The organism is Komagataeibacter swingsii, assembly GCF_003207895.1.
In the GTDB taxonomy this organism is placed as follows: domain Bacteria; phylum Pseudomonadota; class Alphaproteobacteria; order Acetobacterales; family Acetobacteraceae; genus Komagataeibacter; species Komagataeibacter swingsii.
The window spans coordinates 1-1,999 of the sequence record NZ_NKUB01000071.1; the positions used below are offsets into that span (position 1 = coordinate 1).

Consider the following 1,999-nt stretch of genomic DNA (forward strand, 5'->3'; position numbering starts at 1 on the left):
CGGATCTTTCCAATTGTTTCCACAACAAGCATCCCAAACCGGGCCTCCATTCAGCATGAAGGCCATCGTGAACCCGTTTCTCAGAAAGGGGTCGTTTTTGACTGCCTGTCCCCCTTCCGAAGGGGTCACTTTTCCATGCCGCTTAACAGTCATGGATAATGGCCGAACCCGGCCAGGTCAGGAGTGTGGGGACCACCATGCCCACGCCCTTGCCGGTGCGCGTCGGCGCGAAAGTCAGGACGTGCTCGGGACCGTCATGTCGGAGATAGGCCCGGCGGTATTTGCCCAGCACCACGCCATCCTCGCCCAGCAGTCCGGCCGCGCGGATTTCCGCGTCCTCGGCCCAGCGGGCGGAGCCATAGGTCGCGGCCCGCTTCGCCTCACGGGCGCGGTGGACGGACAGCGCCACGGCCGCTGCAAAAGCCAGCACCCCGCCGGAACCCGCGATCCAGGCGCCGTGTGCGAACACCGCCGGGGCGTAGGCGTCGAACTCGTACCACCACCAGAAGAACAGCGGCGGGGCATAAACCGGCCAGCGATGCAGGACCGTGAACCACGGTTGACCGAGTTCCGGCTGGAACGCCAGTTCCCAGGCCGTCCATTGTGTCGCCGTCCACCAGGACAGCACGATCATGGACAGGACCACGAGTGCCTGTCCCCACTGGATACGTGTTCCCGACTGGTCCATCGAGTCCTCCCCTCGTTATGGGAGACAGCGAAGAACCGGGATTTTCCGGCATGCAAGCATGATCCGGCACCCATCGTACCAGAGCGGGCAGGAGAGAAGAAATACTTGCGCGTTGCGGACTCTGACCTTGCACGTCCGACCAGGAATCCGTATCTTACGGAAGATAGATAAAAAGGAAGGGTGATTCCATGTCCACGACCGTGACCTCATCCGACGTGCAGAAAAATTTCGGCGCCTATCATGACCGTGCGCTCACCGAACCGGTGAAGGTCACGAAGTATGGTCGGGAGACGGTTTATATCGTCTCGGCCCAGACCTTTCACGCATTGAAACAGGCCCAGCGCGAAGCCATCGCCGCGACCGATCTCAACGATCATGAGATTGCGCTGATCGAAGCTGCGGAGATCCCCGAGGAACACCGCTACACTGTCGGTCAGTAAGCGCGCATCGTGCCCATTCCCGAACCGACGCCTGGCCTGGTCATCTCGTATTCCTATCTCTGGCATGACCAGCACCGCGCTGGCGCCGAGGAAGGCCGGAAAGCCCGGCCCTGTGCCATTGTGGTTGCTGCCGCCGATGCTGACGGCGACTGTCAGGTTTATGTCGTGCCGATCACCCATTCCCAACCGGACGACCCACATGCGGTGGCACTCCCGGCAAACGTCAAACGACGCCTTGGTCTGGATGACGAGCCATCCTGGATCATAACCGCCGAACTCAACCGCTTCGTGTGGCCGGGCTATGATCTGCGGCCCATCTCACGCAACCAACCCGACTGTTTTGCCTGGGGCTTCCTGCCGGTGGACATATTCGCGGCAGTCAAGCGCGGGATCGTCGCCCACCAGAAGGGCCGGAGCCTGCGGCAGACCCCACGAGAATAATCATCTGGGGATTACGATTTACGTGTCAGGACACTCGGCGGCAGTTTCGGGCGCATCATCGTGCGCCGGTCCAGCACAGGCCCGTCGGTCACAAAGGTGCCATCGCCAATGCCATGCAGGGCTGACCTCCCCTTGCTATGCGGGTCGGCATGCGCAGCGACCCCTTCAAGAATGACGATGCCATACGGCTCGATGATGTCGACGACACGGCATTCGATATTCGCGAGACTGTTAAGCGGCATGAAAAAGTGACCCCTTCGGAAGGGGGACAGGCAGCCAAAAACGACCCCTTTCTGAGAAACGGGTTCACGATGGCCTTCATGCTGAATGAAGGCCCGGTTTGGGATGCTTGTTGTGGAAACAATTGGAAAGATCCGTCGCGCGCATTTTGTCGAAGGAAAGGCGATCAAGGCGATCTGCCGGGACCTTG

Annotated in this window: 2 protein-coding genes and 2 pseudogenes; 2 read left to right on the top strand and 2 right to left on the bottom strand. The window is 60.5% G+C overall.

The window, feature by feature from the left end:
• Positions 1-148: 148 nt before the first annotated feature.
• Positions 149-688 (bottom strand): annotated as a pseudogene (locus CFR76_RS17295) (type IV secretory system conjugative DNA transfer family protein); the annotation flags it as partial.
• A 188-nt stretch (positions 689-876) separates the two neighbouring features.
• On the opposite strand from CFR76_RS17295, the gene CFR76_RS17300 reads away from it, so the two are divergent.
• Positions 877-1,128 (top strand): type II toxin-antitoxin system Phd/YefM family antitoxin, encoded by a 252-nt coding sequence (locus CFR76_RS17300; protein ID WP_012222748.1) that lies wholly within the window; start codon positions 877-879, stop codon positions 1,126-1,128.
• A 9-nt stretch (positions 1,129-1,137) separates the two neighbouring features.
• Complete coding sequence (locus CFR76_RS17305) at positions 1,138-1,569, top strand: hypothetical protein (RefSeq protein WP_012222746.1); 432 nt, start codon at positions 1,138-1,140, stop codon at positions 1,567-1,569.
• Between the two features lie 11 nt (positions 1,570-1,580).
• On the opposite strand, the pseudogene CFR76_RS18610 reads toward CFR76_RS17305, so the two are convergent.
• Positions 1,581-1,999: pseudogene (locus tag CFR76_RS18610) on the bottom strand (hypothetical protein); the annotation flags it as partial.

What these genes read in the sequence shown, in the direction of transcription:
- CFR76_RS17300 (WP_012222748.1), top strand. Translation starts at nt 877, where the DNA reads ATGTCCACGACCGTGACCTCATCCGACGTGCAGAAAAATTTCGGCGCC.